This is a genomic window from Bradyrhizobium sp. USDA 3315, assembly GCF_054056795.1.
The window spans coordinates 7,254,146-7,274,523 of the sequence record NZ_JBSRYP010000001.1 but is presented as its reverse complement, the minus strand read 5'-3'; the positions used below and the strand labels follow the sequence as shown (position 1 = coordinate 7,274,523).

The window sequence follows — 20,378 nt, the reverse complement described above, 5'->3', positions numbered from 1 at the left end:
AAATTCCGCGTGCAGCGCGGAACAAAATCGGGGAAGCGCGGAATGGAATTCGAGACGCTGGTACAGTCACGCAAAAGCGTGCGCGGGTTCAAGCAGCAGCCGGTGTCGCGGGCGACGGTCGAGGAGATCATCGAGGTGGCCAAGCGCGCGCCGTCCTCGATGAACACCCAGCCCTGGCACGTCCACGTCCTGACCGGGGCGCCGCTGGAGGAAGTGCGCCGCCGCAACATGGAAGAGATGGTCGCCGGTGCCAAGGTGAAGCGCGACATCGTCAGCCATGGCGAATACCAGGGCGTGCACCGCGGCCGCCAGGTCGACATCGCTAAGAAGCTGTTCGGGGCGATGGGGATCGCCCGCGACGACAAGCCGATGCGGCAGGATTGGGTGCTGCGCGGCTTCCGCCAGTTCGACGCCCCGGTGTCGCTGGTCCTGACCTACGACCGGATCCTCGATCCGGGCGCGGTCTGCCATTTCGATCTCGGCGCGCTCTGCTACGGCATCGTGCTGGCAGCCTGGGATCGCGGCCTTGGCAGCGTGATCAACGGCCAGGGCATCATGCGCTCCGACATCGTGCGCGAGGTCGCCGACATCCCGGAAGACGAGGTGATCATGACCTGCGTCGCAATGGGCTATCCCGACGACGGCTTTGCCGCCAATGCGGTACGCTCCGACCGCGAGGCCAACAACGATTTTGTCCGCTACGTCGGCTTTGCCGATTAGCGCCGCGTCGTTCGCTTGCTCAGGGGAACAACCTCGTGCGGCACGCTCGGTTGCGCGATGCACGGGCGTGTCCGGCGCATTTGCGTACGCGCCGACCACGCCGCGGGATATTGAATTCCGCGCCGTGAAACCATCGCGCGAGCGTGAGCACGGCTGCGCGTTTCCGCTATTCTCGCCGGTAAAAAATGCGCTACTGGTTTTTTGAAGCACCAGCGCGGGCGAGGAATCCCAGATGAGCGACGATGAACAGACAGCCATGATCCGCGAGACCGTCGCGAGATTCGTCGATCGCGAACTGATCCCGCTCGAGCCGCACTATCTGAAATCGAAGCTGCCCGGCAGCGATCACCCCGAGCTCACGTCGGAACAGCGCAAGCGGCTGCGCGACGTCTCGAAGGAGCTCGGCCTCTGGGGCCTCGATGCGCCCGAGGATCTCGGTGGCCACGACCTGCCGACGCGCACGATGGCTGCGGTGCACGAAGAACTCGGCCGCAGTTGCGTGCCGTTCGTGCTGCCGCCGGACTCGCCGAACCTGCGCATGCTGCAGGCGGTCGGTACCGACGCGCAGAAGAAGAAATATCTGCAGCCCTATATCGAAGGCCGGATGGCCTCGGCGATCGCGATCTCCGAGCCCGGCGCCGGCGGCGATCCCGCGGGCATGAAGACGCGCGCGGTGCTCGAAGGCGAACAGTGGGTGCTCAACGGCCGCAAGATCTGGATCAGCAATGCACGCGCCGCCGACTTCATCATCGTGATGGCGCGGGTCGGCAACGATCAGCGCCAGGGCGGCATCACCTCCTTCATCGTCGAGAAGGGCACGGCGGGCTTCATCATCGAGCGCGAGATTCCGATGGTCGGCGGCGGCTCGACCTACGAGATCGTGTTCGAGGATTGCCGCATCCCGAAGGACTCCGTGCTGGGCGAGGTCGGCAAGGGCTATGCGCCGATGCAGCTGCGGCTGCGCACGCGGCGGCTCGAGATGGGATCGACCTGCGTCGGCATCACCAAGCGTGCGCTCGACATGATGTGCGAGCACGCCAGGCAGCGCGAGACCTTCGGCGTCAAGCTCGCCGAGCGCCAGGCGATCCAGTGGTGGATTGCCGATATCTCCACGCGCATGCATGCGTGCCGGCTGATGGTGCGCGAGGCTGCCGACAAGACCGACCGCGGCGAGGACATCCGCCACGAGGCCTCGATGATCAAGGTGTTCGCGACCGAGATGGCCTATGACGCCTGCGACCAAGCCATGCAGACGCTCGGCGCGCTCGGCGTCACGCTGGAATTGCCGCTGAACGCGCTGTGGCAGAAGGCCCGCCTGATGCGGGTCTACGAAGGCCCGAGCGAGGTCCATCGCCAGGCGATCGCCCGCCGCGTGCTCGGCTTGCGCGGCGGCTAGCAGGGCGCGCGGCCCTCAAGCAAACCCGTCATTGCGAGCGCAAGCGAAGCAATCCATCGTGCCGCAGTGGAGACATGGATTGCTTCGTCGCTGTCGCTCCTCGCAATGACGAGGAGAAAACCTGCCACGTGGTCACCACGTGCTCTCGGTTACGCCGCCCGCACGTCGGACAGGAAGCGGTTGACCTGGCCGGCGAGGTCCTTGGACTGCGTCGAGAGCTGTTCGGCTGCGCCGAGCACCTGGTTCGCGGCGCCGCCGGTGTCGTCCGCGGCGCGCTGCACGCCGGAGATGTTGGAATTGACCTCCTGCGTGCCGCGCGCGGCTTCCTGAACACTGCGTGAGATCTCCTTGGTCGCCGAGCCCTGTTCCTCGATCGCAGCGGCGATCGCGGTGCCGATCTGGTCGATCTCGGTGATGACGTCGATGACGCTCCGGATCGCCGTCACGGTCTCGTCGCTCGCGGTCTGGATCGCGGTGATCTGCTCGGAGATCTCCGTGGTTGCCTTCGCGGTCTGGCCGGCCAGCGACTTCACCTCGGACGCGACCACGGCAAAGCCGCGGCCGGCCTCGCCGGCGCGGGCCGCCTCGATGGTGGCGTTGAGCGCCAGCAAATTGGTCTGTGCCGCGATGCTCTGGATCAGCGTCACGACGTCGCCGATCTTCTGCGCGCCCTCGGCCAGCGAGCGCGCGGTGTCGCCGGTGCGCCGGGCATGATCGACCGCGCGCGCGGCGATCTCGGTCGAGGTCGCGACCTGGCGGGCGATCTCCGAGATCGAGGAGGTCAGCTCCTCGGTGGCGCTCGCCACCGTCTGCACGTTGGTCGAGGTCTGATCGGACGCCGCTGCGACGACGGCGGCCTGGCGGTTGGTGGCGGCGGCGGTGGCCGACATCGATTGCGCCGTGTCCTCCATCACCGAGGATGCCGCGGACAATCCGCCGACCAGCTCGGTGACCTTGGCTTCGAAGGCGCGGGTCAGATCGTCGAGCACGCGGGCGCGGCGCATCTTGACGTCGTTCTCGGCTTCCTTCTCGGCAGCGAGGCGATCGGCTTCGATCTTGTTGTCCTTGAACACCTGCACGGCGGCGGCCATCGCGCCGATCTCGTCCTTGCGCGCGGCGCCCGGGATCGTCTCGGCAACTTCGCCCGCGGCAAGACGCGACATCCGGCCGGTGAGGGCCGCGATCGGGTTGAGGATGCGGCGGCGGACCATGACGATCAGGCCGGCACTGACGGCAACGACCGCGAGCAGCCCGATCAGCGCCACCACGAAGCTGAAGCGCGCCGACGAATAGGCGCCCGCAAGGCCTTGCTCGGCATTCTCGTAGAATGCGTCGCGCACGGTGATGATGGAGGCGAGCCCGATCTGGGACTCGGCATAGTAGGTCTCGACGTCCTGCTCATACTTGCCGGAGATCGCGCCTTCCTTGGCGAGCTTCAGGGCCTTGCCGAAACGCTCGACATAGTCGGCCTGCATCTTGCCCAGCGCCGTCAGGACATTGGCTGATGTCGCCGGATTGTTGCGCAACTCCTGCAGCGTCGAGAGGATCTGCTCGGTGCGGCCGGTGCTGCGGAACAGCTCCAGCTTTTCCTGTTCGGTCGCGACGCGCTTGGCGCCGACCAGCGCCTTGTGCAGGCTGGCATTGAGGCCGCCGGTGTCGCGCAGGGTCCAGGCGACATTGGCGTAGCTGGCCTGGCGGTAGGCGTTGCCGTCAAGGCCGGCGAGGCGGCGCACCTGCTCGTCGAGCAGCACGGTGACGCCGGCGTTGAAGACGGAGTTGTCGGCGACGATCTTGGTTGCCGCCGGACGGCGGGCGTCGAGCGGACCTGCGATCGCTTTCTCGATCGCGTCGCGGAGCGCGGCGAACTTGGCCTTCAGCGCATCGATCGCGCTCGCAACCGCTTCGCCGTCGTCGAGCGAGCCGGGCAGCGTGGCGCGGACCTGATTGACCTTGGCGAGCGCGCCGTCGGTCAGCTTGCGCAGCTTGTCGAGATCGGTGATCTGCTTCTGGTCGATCGCGCCGGTACTGAACAAGAGGTTGGTGGACATGCCGCGTTCGGAGTTCATGTAGCGCGGGATGTCGCCGACGGCGCGGACGATTTCGAGCCGGCTCTGCGCGGTCGAGACCTTGTCCATGGTCTGGTACTTGGTCACCGCGACATAGGCCGCCAGTCCGCCGCCGACCGCGGACAATGAGACGATCGCGGCCGTCAGGAGAGTACCGATTTTCATGGGATGCGCGCCATTCTTGACGAGAGAGGGGAGGCCTCAACCGTAGCGGGCGTGCATTAAGCTTGGGTTTATGATGCGGGAGTCGCCGCAACGGTCCCGGCAGTTTGGTCCGAAAGTCGAAGGCGCCGCATCGCCCCGGCCGCGTGGGGCGGCAGGCGTGACACGTCAGTGCTCGTCGTCGTCAGCGCCCTTGGCCGCGGGGCGGTGCTGGGTGGCGCCGTTCGAGCCCGCTTCGCCGCAGGGGAGCTGGTTCCAGGTGCCATCGGCGGCCTGCTGATAGGCCTGGCAGCCGGACGAGGTGGTGGTCGTGGATTTGTCGTCGGCCTTCTGCCGCTCGGTACTCTTGCCCAGCGCGGGCGTGGCAACGGCAGCGATGGCTGCGAGCGAGCCTGCGAAAACCAGCTTTGCGATCCGCATGTCGGTTCCTCCTTCTCGAAGCGAAAACATATCCAGAAAACAAATCTGGCGATTTTTGGCCACGGCGAAGGGCCTGCGACGAATTGCTTAATGCTGGCGGAACGAGCCGGCATGCCGGTTAACACTTGTGCGCGGCGGCTCACCGCGCCCGCGCCGCAGGACGCTGTTGCCGCACCGTGCTAGGATCGCCCCATGACCCACCGCATACTCGTGTTCTACGGCTCCTATCGCTCGGATCGCATGGGCATCCGGCTGGCACACTTCGTCGTCGACGGCCTTCGTGCCCGCGGCAACGATGTCGAGTTGATCGATGCCAAGGAGGTCGGCCTGCCGATGCTCGACCGGATGTACAAGGAACATCCCAAGGGGCAGGCGCCGGCCGTGCTCGAAACGCTCGCCGGAAAAATCCGCGACGCCGACGGCTTCCTGTTCGTCACCGGCGAATACAATTGGGGCATTCAGCCCGGGCTGAAGAACCTGACCGACCATTTCCTCGAGGAATGGTTCTGGCGTCCCGCGGCGATCGCAAGCTATTCGGCCGGGCGGTTCGCCGGCGTGCGTGCCGCGACCGCCTGGCACGGTACGCTGTCCGAGATGGGCATGGTGGTGGTATCGAGCACGATCGGTGCGGGGCCGATCGCGCAGACGCTGTCGGCCGAGGGCAAGCCGATCGGCGAGGGCGGCAAGGCGCTCGAACGCGCCTTTCCGCGCTTTGCCGAGGATTTTTCCTGGTGGATCGAAGCCGCCAAGGTACAGCGGGCGCGCAAGGCGCCGCCCTACTGAGCGCAGGTCTGCCAATCCCGGGAGTTTCGCGATCATGAGCCTCTTCACATCGCCGTTCGATCCCGCACGCGAGACAGCCCTGGTCACCGGCGCGGGCAACGGCATCGGCCGCGCCATTGCGCAGGCCCTGGTCGGCGAAGGTGTGCGGACGGTGTTTGCCGATCTGCATGAGGACAGGGTTCTGGCGGCGATCAAGGCCGCGCCGCGTCCCGAACTCGCGGTCGCGTGGGCCGGCGATCTCGCGCAGCACGCGGCGTACGACGCCCTGTTGGCGCATGCGCAAGCCTCGCTCGGGCAGGTGACCCATTTCGTCCACAGTGCTTCGCCGCCGCGCCGCGAAGCCGATCATGCGATGGCCGTCGATCAAGAGATCTGGCGGCAGATGCATGCGGTCAATCTCGATGCCGGCTTTCATTTGTCGCGCGAACTGGCGCGCAGGCTGATCGCGGCGAAGACGCCGGGCTCGTTCCTGCTGCTCACCTCGCTGCATGCCGGCACGCCACGCAACCTGCCGCATTACTCGACCGCGAAGGCCGGCATGGCGATGCTGGTGAAGGAGCTTGCCAAGAGCTGGGGCCGCTATGGCATCCGCGTCAATGCGCTGGTGCCCGGCGCGATCGCGGCCGGCGGCTTCGTCGCCGATCCCGCGCTGGCAAAGCATATTCCGCTCGGACGGCTTGGCCAGGCGGACGATCTTGCGCCGATGGCGCTTGCCGTGCTCTCGCACAAGCTCTCCGGTTACGTCACCGGGGCGTCGATCGTGGTCGATGGCGGCCTGTCGCTGACCAACTGGTTCGCGCCGCCGGAGCTCGATTGAGGATTCTCGTTCGACGTGTTTTCTTCACGCGAACCGGTGCCCATCCCGCATCAAGTGCGGGACAGGCTTCGCTCGAAAACGCTTTCTATTCCTTCGTCCTGATGTAGCCCGCGAGCCGCGTCTTCTGGTCCTGGCACCAGGTCGTCATGCTGCCGGCGCGGCGCTGATCGAGGTCGGTGGTCTGGGTTGCGATCGCAACTTCCGTCATCAGGTCGTCGGCCTGCTTCTCGCCCATCTTGCCGCCGGTATGCATGAAGGCGATCGCCTTGCGCACCTTCTCGGTGGTGCCGTCGGGCAGATGCATGTCCTGCGCCCGCTGCACGAGGTCCTGATAGACCAGATCGGTGCCGGGGCACTCGACCTTGGCGGCAAAGGCCTGAAGCACCATCGTGACATAGGCCGCGCGCGGATCGGCATGGGCAGGGGTTGCTGCGACAATCAGGCCGCCGATCAGCAGGGCGTAACGCATGAATTTCCTCCGGAGGTTTTGGACGTTTTTTGTGAAGCTAGCGTCCAAGGGAACCGAGTGCAACCGCCAGGACACACTCACGGAAAGAACCGATCAAACGGACGTGTTCCAACCTGCGCTGCCACGATTTGAGCACGATTTCGGCAGCATGTGGCACAAGTTGACGCAGGGGAGAATGATCGTGTCAAAGTTGGGGCTTGCTGCGGTGCTGGTGGGATCACTTGCGCTTGGCGGGTGCATGCAGGCGACGCTGTCGCCGGCGACGGATGTCGCGATGACGTCGCGCGATCGGCAATTGCTGGCGCATCCGCCCTATGCGGATGCCAAGATCCCGCAGCAGTTCCAGCGGCACATTGTCGAGTACACCCGTCGGGAGCAGCCGGGCTCGATCCTGGTCGATACCGACGCGCGCTACCTCTATTACGTGCTGCCCGGCGGCAAGGCGATCCGTTACGGCGTCGCCGTCGGCGAGGAGGCGATGGCCTTCTCCGGCGTCGCCACGGTCGGCCGCCTGGCCGAATGGCCGGATTGGGTTCCGACCCAGGATATCCAGGAGCGGCTCGGGCCGTATCCGAAGCGTGTCGCCGGTGGACCGGCCAATCCGCTCGGTGCCCGCGGCATCTACCTCTACCAGGGCAACAAGGACACGCTGTATCGCATCCATGGCACCAACCAGCCCGAATATATCGGGCAGGCGATCTCGTCGGGCTGCATTCGCATGACCAATGGCGACGTGATCGACCTTTATCAGCGGGTCAAGCCGGGCGCGACCGTGGTCGTTCTGCCGCCGGGACAGAGTGCGTAATTCGAATACAAAGTGTATTGCGGCCGATCGCGTCATCGCGATCGGCCGCACGCTTTTTTAAAGGTCAGTCAGGCTCAGCGCAGCGGCATCGGCGGCCGAACCACCGGGCCGCCATCATCCGCGTCAACAACCGAGGACTGCTGCTGCACCGGCCGCGGTGCCGCAACCGCCTGTGGGGCGGCGGCGGGAGCCGGCAGCGGCGCTGCTGATGCGGGCGGTGGAGGCGGCGGGATATAGGCCTGCGCCGGTCGGCGCACCGGCGGCGGCGCAACGGCGGCATGCGGCGCCGCCTGTGGCGTGACCGCGGCGCGCGGGCGCGGCGGAGCGACCGGCCGCGGCTCGACGGCCCTGGTCTCGGTCGTCTTCGCGACGCGCTGTGCCAACTGATCCTGGCCGGCCTTGAGCTGATCGATGCTGGTCTTCAACTGCTCGATCTGCTGTCCCATCGACGCGAGATCGCGCGCCATCGATTGCAGCAATTGCGTCTGGTCGGGTGCCGTTGCGGCTGGTGCCGCCGCGGTAGCGGGCGCAACCGGTGCTGCTGTGGCAGCCGGGGCCGCGACAGGGGCGGGCGCCGGCGCGGCTGCGGCGGGCACGGCCGTGGCGACGTCCTGTGGCGGAGTGGCCGGTGCAGCTTCAGCTGCCGCCTGATCGGTTGTCGCCGCCGGTGCTGGCGGCGCACTCGCCTGATCCGAGGCGGAGGCTGCCTTGCCTGGGATCAGCGAAGTCAGTGCAGCGATCTGGGGCGCCCACTCGGCGGCGATCTGCTTGGCGCGATCGCCGTAGTGCTGCCACGCCGCGGTGCCCATGGCGCCAGCGATCGCGAAGCAGAACCAGAAGGCGCGGATCGCCCATTTGCTGGTGGGGCGCGGCGCGCGGTCCAATCTGATGTCGTCCAGTCGGCCGTCATGGCTTGGCGCGCTATAGGCCGGCTCGGCCGCCACTGACATTGGCGTGACCGGCGGCACCGAGGCGACGGCCGCGACCGGGGGTGTGGACGTAGGCGCGAGGCTTGAGCCGAAATAGGGCTCGCGTTGCCCCGGCGCTGCCCTTCCGGCTGGCGCTGCGGCGTTGTCCGGACGTACCGGAGCGAAGCTCGGTTCGATCGCGAAAATATCGTGTGGATCTGCGTCTTTCAGTGTCGATTGCATGGCGGTCCCCGTTTCATTCCAAGGTCAACCGCAAATGGGCGGCCGGCAAATTTACGCTCTGTATTGACCCCTGACCCTGTCCCCACGACTCCAGTCCGGTTTGACCAAAGCAAGGCGAGAGGGTGGAGAGGTTGGGGAGTTTGGGGAACCGAAACCCGGGGGCGAGGGGGCGTGGCCATCCACGGCCCGAGTGCGGCGCTTCAAGCCGGCATTTCCGGGTGAAGCGTCCGGGTTGTGTGGCGCATCCACCACATCCGAGGGGAAATCGCATCGCGTGCGGCAGGTCTGACCGCGCTCCGCCACCGTTCCGCCCCGATTGGATTCGGCTGATAGGCCGTTGGATTTTCGGCTTGGGCTGGGGGCGCAAGTTGGGGGTGCAACATGTCACGCGACGATGCAGTCAACTCGTACGTCGGCGTCAAATGCAGCGCGCATGGTGCTGCGGCCCCGATCCTGTTTGCGCATGCCCGAAAGCCGCTCCGGCTGCTCGCCGTGATGATCGGCGCGGCGTCGCTCGCGGCGTGCGCGCAGTCCTCCGTTGTCAGCCAGCGCTCGCAGGCGCTCGCGAGCCGGCCGGCATCGATCGAGCCGTCACGGGCTGCGTCATCTGCCACGCGCACACGCGTCGCCACGGCGCGCAGGCATACGCCTTATGCCTCGCGCAGGACGGGCAACAGCAAGATCGCCTCGCACGGCGTCGCGAGCTTCTACAGTGAGGAGCAGCCGACCGCGAGCGGCGAGAAGTTCGACGGGCGCGAGTTGACCGCCGCGCATCCGACATTGCCGTTCGGCACCAGGCTTCGCGTCACCGACGTCAAGAGCGGCCGTTCGGTCACGGTGCGCGTCAATGACCGCGGACCCTACGTTCCCGGGCGCATCGTCGACGTCTCGCATTCTGCGGCGCAATCGCTCGGCATGATCGGCAAGGGCATCACGAATGTCAGGCTCGACGTGGTGCAGTGAACCGCGCCGCACAGGCGAGGTCCGGGATTTTTGCCAGCTGGATCGGGAAAAAGTCCCGGCGCTGCGCGCGCTTTAATCCTGTTGTCCGAACGACGGCGGCAAATAGAATTGTTGCCGCTACTTCCCCGCGCTCTCCATTTCCAGGCGCGTGGATTTCCACCCAATGAACCTTCCCCGCCTTGGTGTCCTTCCAAGGCGGGATTTTTTCTTGTGGCCGCCATGCGCGCCGCATGCGTTGACAGCGCAGGCCGACGCCATAGCCTCCGTTCTGCTTTGGAGGGCGGCGACGCCAAACAACAATCAAGAAACGGACGGCTTCGCACGCTCGAGGACGGCAGAGGCACGCACCGGATCGAGGTCGGCCTCGATGCGCCGCGCGAGGGCACCACGACGATGACCGGCAACAAGTTGCATCACGAATACCAGCCCGACCTGATGCGCGTGGTCGCGAGCGGTACCTGGCGCGACCTGCGCACTTTCGTGATGACCTGGACCTTCGTGGAATCGGCGTTTCGCGACACCGTGACCCGCACCTTCGAGGGACCGCAGATGCGATTCGCGCGCAGCGTCAACGTCAACTCATTGGCGCTGGATATGCCGACCTTGATGGGAAAGCTCGCATAGGCGCGACCGAAGGTTGCGCGCTGGCGGATCCTGCGCCGGCGGTTCCACCAAATTGTCACAGTCCCAGCGAAATCCGGCCCAAAGCCGCTGCCAACAAACGCCGGATGGACCAAGTCGGCGAGGGACAAGCGTTGGCCTACAAGATGATCGCAGAACGCGAGAACGAAACGGTCAGGATCGAGCGCGAGAGCACCTTCATCATCATCGCCAAGGCCAAGGTCTGGGCGAGCGAAGGGTGGCAGGTGGTGATCACCGACAAGGACGGGAAATCATACCCGCCCGAGGAGTTCGACAAGCTGCTCGCGGCCTAGCGCTGCGCTGACACCAGCAGCATCATCGGCCGTTCGAGCTCGTCGGCCAGTTCGGGTGCGGCCTTGATCTGCTCCCGCGTCGGGCAGAACTCCTCGACATGGCGCAGCGTGAAGCCGGCGGCGATCAACGCGTTGAGCGTGGTGCCGATGGTGCGGTGATATTTCAGCACACCCTTCACATACCAGTCGGTCCGGCGCTCGCCTTCGATGAAGTAGCGGTTGACCGGCCAGGTCTTGCGGCCGTCTTCGTCCTGCCCCCAGTCCGGATGGACGGCCGCCATGTAGACCGGATGCTCGACGGTGAAGACCAGATGCCCCTCCGGGACCAGCGCGCGATACAGCATGCGCGCCAGGCGATCGAAATCCCTGATGTAGTGGAAGGCGAGGGCGGAGTAGGCGAGATCGAATGTCGATTTCGGCAGCTCGAGCGTCTCGAGGTCGGCGATCTCGTAGGTGATCGCCGCATCCTGCGTCATGGCCGCGGCGCGGGCGATCATGTTCTGCGAGAGGTCGATGCCGAGCACGTCGGATGCGCCTTGCTCGCGCATCCAGCGCGACACCCAGCCGAAGCCGCAGCCGAGATCGACCACGCGCTTGCCCGCGACATCGGACAGCATGGCGCGGATCGCCGGCCATTCGGGCGCGCCGAGCAGTCCGCGGACCTGCCGCGGCAGCTGGCTGTAGCCGGCGAAGAAGCCGGGATCGTCGTAGATGTTCTGCGCCATGGCTCTCTCTGTAACCGCCGCCGCACCGTGTGGGAACCGCTGATTGTGTCGCGCCCGGCGCGCTGCTGGAACCAGACGCGGCGCTCAGTGGTTTCTGATGTCAGCAGTCGACAGCCGAGGAGAGCGCCATGTTAGCCGAGATGCAAATCCACACCATCGCGCGGCAGATGCTGTTGAAGCACGGTCCGGAGGCGATCGCCCAGGCCGCGCAGAACGCCGTGGCTTGCGAGAGCAAGGGCGAGACCGACGACGCGCGCGACTGGCGCCATATCGAGGACGCGCTGAAGATGATGCGCGGACCGCATCAGAGCTGACGGCGGGCAGGCTAGACGACCCCGCCGTCGCGCAACGACACAGGGACCGCGCGAGCGCGATCGCCGCAACCCTAACCGACGGACGCTAGCCCGCCCGGCGCCACCGCGGCACGGGATCGAGCGGCGTGCGGTAGAGCTCGCGCCGGTCGATGTCGGTGACGCGCACTGCGCAGCCGCGCGCCTTCAGCTCCGGCTTGACCTGCGACAGCTCGTTGGCGAGCTGGTCGGCGCGGTCGGAGGCGAGGCTGATGTCTTCGAGGATGATGGTTCCTTGATTGCGGAACTCGTCCCCCACCACGAGATCGAAGGTGTAGTACGGCATTCCGAAGTCTCCGTTTCGGTTTGCATCACAGGGTAACACTGAGTCGAGCATTCCCTAAGATGCGTGGCGCACAATCGGCGTGCGATCGGCGCAAAAACGATGTGCAGCGCATCAAGCACGACGAACGAACAAGCCACGCCGCACGGCGAAGGAGTCCTTTGAACCAGCTCACCGCCATGCCGTTAAGATTTGATTAAAACAGTCGTCGCAAGCTCAAGACCAAGTGGAATCGCAGCGGAACCGGACTCCGGGAACCGGCAGCTGCAGGAGAAGGCCGGTGGCGTAACGCCCGCCGGCCTTTTCTCGTCGGGGATGCCGCGAAGCTAGTCGCGCAGTGTGGCTTGCCGCCGGGCGCGGCATTTCGGGCCTGGTCCGCGCATGTAGTACAGTTCGGGGCGATAGGGATTGATGACGCCATCGATCAGCGCGACGCAGCGCGCGACGAGGCGGGCGAGGTGGCGCCGCAACGGCTGCAGGGCAAGTTCCATCGCATTCATGGCATGCCCTCAGTGCAGCTCGCCGAGGATGGCGGTGAACGGCAGCTCGAAGATCTCGGTTCCGATGTCGTCGGTGACGTGAACCGCCCAGTTGCGCCAGTCCTCCACGCTCGGTGTCATGACAAAGCTGCGCGCCAATTGCTCCGCATACACGCGCGCCTCCGCCAGATCCATCGCGGCGCCGGTGCGATCCAGGATGACGTGCTTGTCGTCGGAGCAGTGAAAGAAAACTGCGGACATTCTTCCGATTCCCATGCCGAAGCGATTCTCGCGCGCTGCAATAGCAGCGCGCGCGGGCACTGAGAATCCGGGTGATCCCCCATCGGTAAACTACGGGGAATCCAGACGATTTGAATCACGCGGCCGTGATCAGCCCGACGTCAGAAGATCGGCTCGCCGATCGCAACCTCGCTGCGCGGGCCGAGCACGATCACCTCGCCGCTGGCGTCCTTGGCGCCGAGGATCAGGAGTTCCGAGGTGAAACCCGCGATGTTCTTCGGCCCAAGATTGCAGATGCACACGACCAGCGAGCCGACCAGCGCCGCCGGCTCGTAATTCGTGATCTGCGCGCTCGACCACATGATTCGCCCGGCGCCGACATCGACGCCGACCTTGTAGGACGGATTGCGGGCGCGGGGAAACGGCTGCACCTCGACGACCTTGCCGATCCGGATATCGAGGCGGGCGAAGTCGTCGTAGCTGGCCTGCGGCTTGAGCGGAGACATCAGCGCTCCTGGAACGCAAGGCGGACGCCGAGCGCGATATAGATCGTGCCGACCACGCGGCCCTGCCATTGCCCGATGCGGCGATGCCGCCTGATCCACGGGCTGATCTGGCCGGCGGCGAGCGCCAGCAGCGAGGTGTAGACCGCGCTCATGACGACGAAGATCAGGCCGAGGGTCGCGAACTGCGCCACCGCCGAGCCGTGGCCGGGATGCACGAACTGCGGCAGGAAGGCGAGGAAGAACAGCGCGGTCTTCGGATTGAGCATTTCCGCCCAGATTGCCTGCCGGAACGCGCGGCGCGGATCGACCGGCTGCGCCGCCGGCAAATCCAGCTCGTCGTTCTTCTCGAACAGGGCGCGGACGCCGAGCACGATCAGGTAGATCACGCCGGCATATTTCACGACCGAGAACGCCAGCGCCGAGGTCATCAGCACGGCCGAGAGGCCGAATGTCGCCATCGCGGTGTGGACGAGATCGCCGAGCGCGATACCGAACCCGGTCGCGACGCCGACGCGCGCTCCGCCGGTGACCGAGCGCGCGAGCACCAGCAGCACCGCCGGCCCGGGGATCAGGAACAGGCCGAGCACGACGGCGGCGTAGGTGAGGAGGGTGGTGATGTCGATCATGAAGACCTGTCCCGGATGTCAGGATGCGGCGATGGTAACCGCCGCGAAGCGCGGCTTCGGATCAAGCATCACGCCGGCGCTTTCGACAATGCGCATTTCCTCGGTTCCGCTCTGCGCCGTGCGCTCCAGCACGCCGTGGATGCCTGACGCGGCGTGGCTGAGCGCATCCGGCGTCGCCAGGCCGCGCGTGCGGGCGGCGACGAACAGCGCGGCGAACAGGTCTCCGGTGCCGGACGGGCTGATCGGAACCCGCGGCGTGCGCACGCGCCAGGCGCAAGTCTTGTCGGATTGAGTGCGCTCGATCGCCAGCGTCTCGATCTCGCTGTGCGGCGTGCCCGCCAGCTCGGCGCTGGTGATGACAACGGTCGCAGGTCCCTGCGCCATCAGCGCGCTCGCCTGCGCGACGACGTCATCGATCGTCGTCACGCGCGCGCCGCAGAGGAATTCGAACTCGAAATGGTTGGGCGTGATGATGTCGGCGAGCGGGCAGAGCTGGTCGCGCACCAGCGGCGGAATGTCCGATCGCACGAACATGCCGCGGTCGCGGTCGCCCAGCACGGGATCGCAGCAATAGAGCAGGGCCGGGTTCGTCGCCTTCGCGCGCTCGACGAAGTCGGCCACGTCCATCGCGATGTCGGCCGAGCCGAGATAGCCCGACAGGATCAGCCGCGCGGCTTCGACCGCGCCGCGCTCCTCGATGCCGCGCAGCAGGTCAGCGACCAGCTGCACGTCGAGCACCCGGCCGCGGATGGTCGGATAGCCCGGCCGGTTGCTGAGCAGCGTGGTCGGCACGGCGACGACATCGATGCCGTGCAGCTGGATCGGAAAGCTGGCGGCGCTGTTGCCGACATGGCCCCAGGCGACCTGTGACTGGATTGAGATGACCGTCATCTTGTGCGCATCACCCGAACAGTGCGGCGTAGATGACGTAGAGCCAGCCCAGGATACCGTGGATGATGGCCCACAGGATCGAATGGTTCTTGGTGTAGGAGATCGCGATCGCCAGCGCCGAGCCGAACCCCACGCCGTATTTCGCGCCCTCGACGCGGACGCCATAATATCGATTGCCGTTCATGGGGAATCCTTCCAGCGGGAGGGCGTGAGCGTGAAGGCAGCGTAACCTGCTAGTTGCCGTCAGTTCAACGGCGGATTGGAATTCCGCGGCATTGCTAAGCTCGATCATTCTCGGGCAAAGCCTTCGCCTCTGCTGCCGGCATGACGGTGATGGAGTCGGTGCGCGCATCTTTCTCCATTCGCCGGGACGACATCGAATGTGTGGTTCGCTGCGAGTCATATATCCGCATTCTCGCGACATGTTTTGTCTGATCGCACCCATGGGCCGCGAGCAAAGGGCAGTAAGCGGAATATTTTCTTATTCTGATATCGACATGTTTTGCTGAGTTGTCCGTCGGGCTGTCTTGTCGCAGGCGGCGGAGCCGGTTTGATTTGCGGGTTCGCGTCGGGATCTCGTCTGTCACGCTGCGATCAACCGATCGTGTCGGGTCGACGTGGAAGAAGATGCACGGGTGGACTGTCTTGCATCCAAACGCTTGCCTCATGGCGTCGGAACAAGACGGCAGAGCGATCGATCTTGATGTGAGCGCGAACCGATCGGCGGGCGGCGAACAATGCGCCGGCGCGCCGAGTCCAACAGGAGCAACTGATGTCCAGGATCAAACAGATTGCGGCCGCGCTGACCGCGCTCGCCATGCTGACGGCGTCGGCCATGGCACACGAAGTGCCGGCGGCGGGCCCATCCGCGCTCGCGAAGAGCCATGCCGCCGCCGGCCGCTGGAGCGGTGGTCCGCCGCGCATGGCGGTCCCGCATTTCGGCGAGTCCGAGGCGCCGCCGCGCGACCAGCCCGGCGGCGTCTGCGATCACGGCGACAATGCCAGGATCTGCTGAGCCGGATCGTGCATGGCGGTGATCTCCGGCGAAAGTTGCGCTAGCCTTGCTGGGTCGTCTCCCTCCAGCTCGCGAGCGCTGCCGCCATGCACATCCTCCGTCCCCAGTTTCGCATTGAGCAAGACCGCGCGCTCGCCTTTGCGGCGGCGCGCGGCTTCGGCGCCATCGTCGCCGCCGATGCACGCGGCCCGCGCGCGTCCCACGTGCCGTTCGTGATCGAGCGGCGCGACGAGCGCATGATCGTGCAGATCCATCTCACCGCGAAGAATCCGCTGGTCGAGCTCGCCGACGGTGTCAGGCGCTTCCTCCTGATCGTCTCCGGCGATGACGCCTACATCTCGAACGACTGGTATGTCTCACCCGACAACGTTTCGACCTGGCTCTACGAGGCGGTGCATTTGTCCGGCGTCGCGCATCTGCGCGATCACGGCGAGAACCGCGGCCATGGCGACGCGCTGCTCGCGGTCTCCGAGGCGCGGTTGCAAAAGCAGCCCTGGGACCTGACGCAGATGGAGCCCGGCAAGCGCGAAGCGATGCTGGCGGGGATCAGGGTGATCGACATCGTCGTCGACGAGATCGAGGGCCAGTCAAAGCTCAACCAGCACAAGAGCGATGCGGAATATGTCGCGCTGGTCAATCGCCTTGCGCGGGCGCAGGAGACGGCGAGCCAAAGGCTGGCGGAGAAGATGCGCGCGTTGCGGCCGGAGCTTGGATACGACGTTGGACGGCACGGACGGGTCAGCTCCGTGTAACCCGGCGCTGTCTCAAGGCGGCAGAGAGCGGATTACGCTTGCGCTAATTCGCTCCACAGAGCCGATCGGCATTGGGTCCGCAAACCTGTTGTTAAGAATCGCTCCGCGCTGATTTGTTCGATTCCGATTCGTTCTTTGCGAACAAAATGGAGTCGAATGGGGAACATGTGGTGCGTGATCCATGTAGCCCGCATGAGCGAAGCGATATGCGGGGCCCGATCACGTACTCTTGGAGCGGTCCCGGATGTCGCTTCGCTCATCCGGGCTACACAGTCATAGGGCGGAGAGCGCCAGGAAGCTCACGACCTCGCTGTTGAATCGATCCGCCTGCTCAATATTGAGGATATGAACGCCGGGCAGCAGAACGAGCTTGGCATCGGTGATTGTCGCGGCGATATCAGCGCTATGATTGGCCCGCGTGACCGCGTCGCTCTCGCCGCCGATCACGAGGGTCGGCGCCGCAATCAGCGAGATGACGCGGCGGAGATCGACGTCGCGCAGTGCGGCGTAACATCCGGCGAGACCGCGCGGCGGCGTGGTCAGCACCATGTTGCGGAATTCGTCGACGACCTCGTTCGGCGCGGCCAGCATCGCTGCCGGAAACCAGTTGCGCATGAAGCCGTCTGCGATTCCATTCATGTCCGTGGCCGCGAGCACCGCGCGGATCTGTTCGTCGAACGCCAGTTCGGACGCCAGATAGGACGAGGTGTTCGAGAGGATCAGGCGGTCGATGCGGTCAGGCGCGAAGATGCCGAGCCATTGCCCGACGAAGCCGCCGAGCGACAGACCGAGGAAATGCGCGCGATCGATGCCGAGGGCGTCGAGCAGTTCGACCACGTCGCGGCCGAGCCGGTCGATCGAGTAGGCGCCCACCGGTGCGTCCGACCCGCCGTGACCGCGGGTGTCGTAGCGGAGCACCCGAAACGACCGGCTGAGGGCCGGCATCGAACGATCCCACATGTGCAGGTTGGTGGCGATCGAGTTCGACAGCGCGAGCACCGGCCGATCGACGGGGCCGTCGATACAGTACGCAATCCGGCAGCCATCCGCCGTGGTGAAGTGTCGATCGCTGCTCATCTCGTCAGTCCCTTGTGCTGGTGGAAGCCGGCAGGCTTCGCGTCGAGCCAGGCTAGGACTCGCGCCTCCGAAGAAAAATTACTAAGATTGATCAATCTCTGTAGGTTTTATGGACAATGGATCGGATCAAGCTGCACGATTTGCGCTGCTTTGACGCTGTCGCGACCAAGGGAAGCTTTCAGGCCGCCGGGACGGCGCTGAACCGGTCGCACCCGTCGGTGTTCGCGGCGGTCGCCCGGCTCGAGCAGCAGCTCGGCCTCACGCTGTTCGATCGCAGCGGATACCGTATCGGGCTGACGGACGCCGGCCGGACGTTTCACGCACGCGCGCAGGTGACGCTGCGCGAGCTCGATCTGCTGCAGGGGTATGCGGAGCAGCTTGCCGGCGGAGAAGAGGTCGTCCTGCGCGTCGTCATCGGCGACCTGTGCCCGCGGCCGCCGGTGCTGCAGATGCTCTCGGCGTTCTTTGCCCGCTATCCCAACACGCGCCTGCACCTGGAGTATGAGGCGGTCGGCGGGCCGCTCGAGCGCCTGATCGATGATAACGCTGATCTGGTGTTTCATCGCGCGGAGCCGTCCGATCCGCGCTTCGAACAGATCAAGCTCTCGCGCACGACCATGGTGCCGGTCGTCGCTCCCGGCTTTCTGCCGTTTGCGTGGACGAAGCGGATCTCGCCGGAGCAGATACGTCCCTTCACGCAGTGCGTCATCCGCGACACGGCGCGGCGAGCGTCGTCGGAAAACTTCTTCCTGATCGAAGGTGCGCACCGGTGTAGCGTGCCGGACCAGATGATGAAGAAGGAGCTGATCCTGCATCGTCTTGCCTGGGGCCATCTGCCCGCATGGCTGATCGAGGACGAGCTGCGGGACGGCAGGCTGATCAGCATCGCCGGACCGAATTTTCCGGGCCGCGAGGAAAATCTTGCGGCAGTCCGTCATCGCCAGCATTCGCACGGACCGGTCGCCGAAGCGCTCTGGCTTCACCTCAAAGGCTGGCGGCTCGCTCAGCGTGCAGGGCGGGCGGCCCGACCGGTCCGCGCGAAGCACGGCCGATAATCGGCGCGGAGTAACCCGACGCAGTGATGTCGTCGATGGATGTCCGATTACGCTTGCGCTCATCCGCCATACCAAGTGCCGCGGCATCGAGCGCGCAAACCTCTTGTTAAGAATCGCTTCGCGCCGATTTTTCGATTCCGATTCGTTCCTCGCGAACAAACTGGAGTCGGATCGGGAACGCTGCCTTAGTGCGACTCATCGATCGATCAGTGATGCGGGAGAACGCAGTGTGCCTGAGATGCGCCGCGGTGTTGCACGCCGAGAGCAATAATCCCATCATGATACAACATCGATTGTTCGGATGCGGTCGATGTATGTGCGTTGTTAACATCTGGATCGCGCCGATTTTCCTGATTCCGATTCGTTCTTGGCGAACAAATTGGAGTCGGATCCAGAACGCCGCTGTGGCGCGCGATACGTTTCTCTGCTCCACTCGGCGCATAGGAGAGCGGATTGATGGCCAAGAAGGCAGGCAACAAGACCAGCAAGAAAATGAACAGGCCCGCGTCGCGGCGCACGGTGCTCGTGATCGACGTCGGCGGCACGCATGTGAAGGTCATGACCGACAAGGAGCGCATCAAGCGCGAATTCGAGTCAGGTCCAACTCTGTCCGCGACCGAGATGGTGCGGCAGGTCAAGCTGCTCACAAAGGACTGGTCCTATGATGTGATCTCGGTCGGTTATCCGGGACCCGTCGTTCACAACCGTCCGCTGACCGAGCCGCACAATCTCGGCCGCGGCTGGGCCGGCTTCGATTTTCACCGGGCGTTCGGCCGCCCGACCAGGGTCGTCAACGATGCGCTGATGCAGGCGATCGGCAGCTATCAGGGCGGCCGGATGCTGTTTCTCGGGCTCGGCACCGGCCTCGGCTCCGCGATGATCGTGGACGGTGTCTACGAGCCGATGGAGCTTGGTCATTTGCCGTACCGCAAGGGCGCGACGTTCGAGGATTATGTCGGCGCCGCGGGTCTCGAGCGGCGCGGCCGGAAGAAATGGCGCAAGAGCGTCGACGACGTCATCGCGCGGCTGTCCGCAGCGCTGGAGCCCGAGTACATCGTGCTCGGCGGCGGCAATGCCGACAAGGTCGACAACCCGCCGCCCAAGGTGAGGTTCGGCGACAACGCCAACGCATTCGAGGGCGGATTTCGAATGTGGAAGAAGCGAGCGCGCAAGGCGAACGGCGCGGGTCGATGAAACCGGAACCGCCACCAAATCGCCGCAACTGCCGAAGTTTCGCGCTGCATCGTCACCCCTGTTGTCGGAACTGATGGGTGCGCCGCTCGTTTTATGCGGCATAACATCCTGTTCCATGAGGAGTGAGCCATGCGAAGTTTCATTATTCCCGCGATCGCGGCCCTGGCGATCGGCGCAGCGACGCCGGCGATGGCCTACGATTCCGGTAGCCAGATCTCGATGGAGGCCGCGCTCGATGTCGCGACCGGTCTCGGCATCGTGACGGTGTCCAATACCCAGTTCCTCGGCGACGAGTGGGAGGTCGAGGGGCGTGACCGCCTCGGCCGCTGGATGAAGGTCGATGTCGACGCGCGGACCGGCGAGGTGCGCAACGTGGATCGCGGCTGGTAGCCCGCGTCTTCACCGCTGCGTGAAAATTCGGAACGGCCGGCGGAGCAGGGCGCACGCCGGCCGTTCGTTATCCAGAACTGTCTGATGCCGTGCTTTGGCTGAATGGCA

General features: G+C 65.4%; 27 protein-coding genes. 14 read left to right on the top strand and 13 right to left on the bottom strand.

What is annotated here, in order from left to right; genetic code table 11:
• Positions 1 to 42: 42 nt before the first annotated feature.
• Together ACVIYL_RS34160 and ACVIYL_RS34155 are read left to right on the top strand one after the other, a co-directional pair.
• Positions 43 to 720, top strand: coding sequence for a nitroreductase (locus tag ACVIYL_RS34160; protein ID WP_456780639.1), 678 nt, complete (start codon positions 43 to 45; stop codon positions 718 to 720).
• Between the two features lie 232 nt (positions 721 to 952).
• Positions 953 to 2,116 carry an acyl-CoA dehydrogenase family protein gene (locus ACVIYL_RS34155; protein WP_253608865.1) on the top strand — a complete coding sequence of 388 codons (1,164 nt, stop codon included), beginning with the start codon at positions 953 to 955 and terminating at the stop codon, positions 2,114 to 2,116.
• A gap of 149 nt (positions 2,117 to 2,265) precedes the next feature.
• On the opposite strand, the gene ACVIYL_RS34150 is transcribed toward ACVIYL_RS34155, so the two are convergent.
• Positions 2,266 to 4,347 carry a methyl-accepting chemotaxis protein gene (locus ACVIYL_RS34150; RefSeq protein ID WP_253608864.1) on the bottom strand — a complete coding sequence of 694 codons (2,082 nt, stop codon included), beginning with the start codon at positions 4,345 to 4,347 and terminating at the stop codon, positions 2,266 to 2,268.
• Between the two features lie 165 nt (positions 4,348 to 4,512).
• Positions 4,513 to 4,764: a hypothetical protein gene (locus ACVIYL_RS34145; protein WP_057019943.1), complete on the bottom strand. Its 252-nt coding sequence runs from the start codon at positions 4,762 to 4,764 to the stop codon at positions 4,513 to 4,515.
• A 192-nt stretch (positions 4,765 to 4,956) separates the two neighbouring features.
• On the opposite strand from ACVIYL_RS34145, the gene ACVIYL_RS34140 reads away from it, so the two are divergent.
• Entirely contained in the window at positions 4,957 to 5,547 is a 591-nt protein-coding gene (locus tag ACVIYL_RS34140; RefSeq protein ID WP_253608863.1) for an NADPH-dependent FMN reductase, read from the top strand.
• 34 nt (positions 5,548 to 5,581) lie between these two features.
• Positions 5,582 to 6,364, top strand: coding sequence for an SDR family NAD(P)-dependent oxidoreductase (locus ACVIYL_RS34135; protein WP_253608862.1), 783 nt, complete (start codon positions 5,582 to 5,584; stop codon positions 6,362 to 6,364).
• Positions 6,365 to 6,449: 85 nt separating this feature from the next.
• Here ACVIYL_RS34135 and ACVIYL_RS34130 read toward each other — a convergent pair whose 3' ends face one another.
• Positions 6,450 to 6,833 carry a hypothetical protein gene (locus ACVIYL_RS34130; RefSeq protein ID WP_016843931.1) on the bottom strand — a complete coding sequence of 128 codons (384 nt, stop codon included), beginning with the start codon at positions 6,831 to 6,833 and terminating at the stop codon, positions 6,450 to 6,452.
• A 175-nt stretch (positions 6,834 to 7,008) separates the two neighbouring features.
• Between ACVIYL_RS34130 and ACVIYL_RS34125 the strand changes: the two genes are divergently transcribed.
• A complete protein-coding gene (locus ACVIYL_RS34125; protein ID WP_016843930.1) occupies positions 7,009 to 7,638 on the top strand; it encodes a L,D-transpeptidase in 630 nt (209 codons plus the stop codon).
• Between the two features lie 74 nt (positions 7,639 to 7,712).
• Here ACVIYL_RS34125 and ACVIYL_RS34120 read toward each other — a convergent pair whose 3' ends face one another.
• Complete coding sequence (locus ACVIYL_RS34120; protein ID WP_225163042.1) at positions 7,713 to 8,588, bottom strand: hypothetical protein; 876 nt, start codon at positions 8,586 to 8,588, stop codon at positions 7,713 to 7,715.
• Between the two features lie 582 nt (positions 8,589 to 9,170).
• Here ACVIYL_RS34120 and ACVIYL_RS34115 point away from each other — a divergent pair.
• The 3 genes from ACVIYL_RS34115 to ACVIYL_RS34105 all read left to right on the top strand — a co-directional run bounded on the left by ACVIYL_RS34115 (position 9,171) and on the right by ACVIYL_RS34105 (position 10,687).
• Positions 9,171 to 9,752, top strand: a complete 582-nt coding sequence (locus ACVIYL_RS34115; protein WP_253608861.1) for a septal ring lytic transglycosylase RlpA family protein — start codon at positions 9,171 to 9,173, stop codon at positions 9,750 to 9,752.
• 210 nt (positions 9,753 to 9,962) lie between these two features.
• Positions 9,963 to 10,376: a hypothetical protein gene (locus tag ACVIYL_RS34110; protein ID WP_253608860.1), complete on the top strand. Its 414-nt coding sequence runs from the start codon at positions 9,963 to 9,965 to the stop codon at positions 10,374 to 10,376.
• 104 nt (positions 10,377 to 10,480) lie between these two features.
• On the top strand, positions 10,481 to 10,687 hold the full coding sequence (locus tag ACVIYL_RS34105) for a hypothetical protein (protein ID WP_057019948.1): 207 nt from the start codon (positions 10,481 to 10,483) through the stop codon (positions 10,685 to 10,687).
• Here ACVIYL_RS34105 and ACVIYL_RS34100 read toward each other — a convergent pair.
• Positions 10,684 to 11,412 carry a class I SAM-dependent methyltransferase gene (locus ACVIYL_RS34100; RefSeq protein ID WP_253608859.1) on the bottom strand — a complete coding sequence of 243 codons (729 nt, stop codon included), beginning with the start codon at positions 11,410 to 11,412 and terminating at the stop codon, positions 10,684 to 10,686. The genes ACVIYL_RS34105 and ACVIYL_RS34100 overlap by 4 nt on opposite strands.
• Positions 11,413 to 11,540: 128 nt before the next feature.
• Here ACVIYL_RS34100 and ACVIYL_RS34095 point away from each other — a divergent pair, with 128 nt between their 5' ends.
• A complete protein-coding gene (locus ACVIYL_RS34095) occupies positions 11,541 to 11,726 on the top strand; it encodes a hypothetical protein (protein WP_016840754.1) in 186 nt (61 codons plus the stop codon).
• An 85-nt stretch (positions 11,727 to 11,811) separates the two neighbouring features.
• Here the strand turns inward: ACVIYL_RS34095 and ACVIYL_RS34090 are convergent, their stop codons facing one another.
• The 7 genes from ACVIYL_RS34090 to ACVIYL_RS34060 form a co-directional block, all read right to left on the bottom strand.
• Positions 11,812 to 12,048: a hypothetical protein gene (locus tag ACVIYL_RS34090; protein WP_016840755.1), complete on the bottom strand. Its 237-nt coding sequence runs from the start codon at positions 12,046 to 12,048 to the stop codon at positions 11,812 to 11,814.
• Positions 12,049 to 12,371: 323 nt separating this feature from the next.
• The gene (locus tag ACVIYL_RS34085; protein WP_253608858.1) at positions 12,372 to 12,545 is read right to left on the bottom strand and encodes a hypothetical protein; all 174 of its coding nucleotides are present in this window, start codon (positions 12,543 to 12,545) and stop codon (positions 12,372 to 12,374) included.
• A 9-nt stretch (positions 12,546 to 12,554) separates the two neighbouring features.
• Positions 12,555 to 12,785 carry a DUF6894 family protein gene (locus tag ACVIYL_RS34080; protein WP_028332292.1) on the bottom strand — a complete coding sequence of 77 codons (231 nt, stop codon included), beginning with the start codon at positions 12,783 to 12,785 and terminating at the stop codon, positions 12,555 to 12,557.
• A 140-nt stretch (positions 12,786 to 12,925) separates the two neighbouring features.
• Entirely contained in the window at positions 12,926 to 13,270 is a 345-nt protein-coding gene (locus ACVIYL_RS34075; protein ID WP_057019951.1) for a tRNA-binding protein, read from the bottom strand.
• Positions 13,270 to 13,896 (bottom strand): LysE family translocator, encoded by a 627-nt coding sequence (locus ACVIYL_RS34070; protein ID WP_028344883.1) that lies wholly within the window; start codon positions 13,894 to 13,896, stop codon positions 13,270 to 13,272. Before ACVIYL_RS34070 ends, ACVIYL_RS34075 begins: the two co-directional genes overlap by 1 nt.
• A gap of 18 nt (positions 13,897 to 13,914) precedes the next feature.
• Positions 13,915 to 14,787, bottom strand: a complete 873-nt coding sequence (gene pdxY, locus ACVIYL_RS34065) for a pyridoxal kinase PdxY (protein ID WP_253608857.1) — start codon at positions 14,785 to 14,787, stop codon at positions 13,915 to 13,917.
• Positions 14,788 to 14,797: 10 nt separating this feature from the next.
• On the bottom strand, positions 14,798 to 14,971 hold the full coding sequence (locus ACVIYL_RS34060) for a hypothetical protein (RefSeq protein ID WP_016840760.1): 174 nt from the start codon (positions 14,969 to 14,971) through the stop codon (positions 14,798 to 14,800).
• A 588-nt stretch (positions 14,972 to 15,559) separates the two neighbouring features.
• Between ACVIYL_RS34060 and ACVIYL_RS34055 the strand changes: the two genes are divergently transcribed.
• Entirely contained in the window at positions 15,560 to 15,802 is a 243-nt protein-coding gene (locus ACVIYL_RS34055) for a hypothetical protein (protein WP_253608856.1), read from the top strand.
• Positions 15,803 to 15,888: 86 nt separating this feature from the next.
• Positions 15,889 to 16,554, top strand: coding sequence for an FMN-binding negative transcriptional regulator (locus tag ACVIYL_RS34050; RefSeq protein WP_253608855.1), 666 nt, complete (start codon positions 15,889 to 15,891; stop codon positions 16,552 to 16,554).
• A gap of 273 nt (positions 16,555 to 16,827) precedes the next feature.
• Here ACVIYL_RS34050 and ACVIYL_RS34045 read toward each other — a convergent pair whose 3' ends face one another.
• The gene (locus tag ACVIYL_RS34045) at positions 16,828 to 17,631 is read right to left on the bottom strand and encodes an alpha/beta fold hydrolase (protein ID WP_253608854.1); all 804 of its coding nucleotides are present in this window, start codon (positions 17,629 to 17,631) and stop codon (positions 16,828 to 16,830) included.
• A gap of 116 nt (positions 17,632 to 17,747) precedes the next feature.
• Between ACVIYL_RS34045 and ACVIYL_RS34040 the strand changes: the two genes are divergently transcribed.
• From ACVIYL_RS34040 to ACVIYL_RS34030, 3 genes are all read left to right on the top strand, one after another.
• The gene (locus tag ACVIYL_RS34040) at positions 17,748 to 18,686 is read left to right on the top strand and encodes a LysR family transcriptional regulator (RefSeq protein WP_253608853.1); all 939 of its coding nucleotides are present in this window, start codon (positions 17,748 to 17,750) and stop codon (positions 18,684 to 18,686) included.
• A 456-nt stretch (positions 18,687 to 19,142) separates the two neighbouring features.
• Complete coding sequence (locus ACVIYL_RS34035; protein WP_253608852.1) at positions 19,143 to 19,880, top strand: ROK family protein; 738 nt, start codon at positions 19,143 to 19,145, stop codon at positions 19,878 to 19,880.
• A gap of 129 nt (positions 19,881 to 20,009) precedes the next feature.
• A complete protein-coding gene (locus ACVIYL_RS34030; protein ID WP_092086263.1) occupies positions 20,010 to 20,270 on the top strand; it encodes a PepSY domain-containing protein in 261 nt (86 codons plus the stop codon).
• Positions 20,271 to 20,378 lie beyond the last annotated feature (108 nt).